1 protein-coding gene is annotated in these 1,019 nt (G+C 42.0%); it reads left to right on the top strand.

What is annotated here, in order from left to right:
* Positions 1–515: 515 nt before the first annotated feature.
* A partial coding sequence (locus AC3WR0_RS25380; protein WP_492554850.1) for a reverse transcriptase domain-containing protein occupies positions 516–1,019 on the top strand: 504 nt, incomplete at its 3' end.

The following is a 1,019-nucleotide window of genomic DNA, read 5'->3' as shown; positions in this document are numbered from 1 at the left end:
GCAGGTGTGCGGCCGAGCCTAGGTCGTATCATATAGCGGGTGGGATTCCCGCCGAGTAAGAACTAGCCATTCGCTCGTAGCGAGTCTTGGAGGGCTAAAGGTAACTTTAGTCTTTAAGCGTAGACAGTTAGGTGGCGGGCCGAAAGCCAAATGGTTGAAGGGATTGAGCTCCATAAACGTTAGTAAATCGAGAGGGCTGATGACTTACCTGCGTGCAGAAAGCTACATTTTATCCTTCGTCAAAGGCAAGAAGGGTAAAACCTCTCTGGAGTCAGAGACCTTGGCACGTTACACATTGATATGATACGGCAACTCGGGAGACCCTACCGGTCTTTTTCTATTGAAGAGTATGGTCTACAAGCGATAACAAGCAAGGAAACCAAATGCCGATTGTAGGGAGTCGGATAGCAGCGTAGTACCAATGAAGTTGGGTAATGCCGATGGAGGGAAGGCTAGCTACCAGTTATCACCCTTACTAGGGACACATTTACTACACACAGAGGTAGGAATAATAAATGGAAACAAAACTATTAAGGATAGCAGAGTTAGCAAAATCTGAGCCTAAAATGAAATTCACATCTCTTGCGCATTTATTGAATGAGCAATACCTAACTCAGTGTCATCATGAATTGCCTAATAAAAAGGCAACTGGTATTAACGGAACGACAAAAGAACAATACAGTGACAGCTTGGAAGAAAACATAGAGGACTTAGTAAGTAGGCTTAAAAGCAAAAGTTATCGTCCTGTTCCAGTAAGACGAATGTATATCCCAAAACTCAACTCAAACAAGATGAGACCATTGGGAATACCGGAACATGAAGATAAAATTGTTCAAAAAGGCATTACGAAAATACTAAATGCCATCTATGAAAATGACTTTCTAGACTGCTCATTTGGGTTCCGTCCAAATAGAAACTGCCACGATGCGCTGAAAATACTGAATCAGTATATTGAGAAGAGAGCAGTTAGTTATGTAGTAGATGTAGATATTAAAGGCTTCTTTGATAACGTTAACCAC

Source organism: Neobacillus sp. FW104-15D2 (assembly GCF_058790155.1).
Note: the sequence above shows the minus strand (reverse complement) of the source record. Positions and strands in the feature narration are given on the sequence as shown.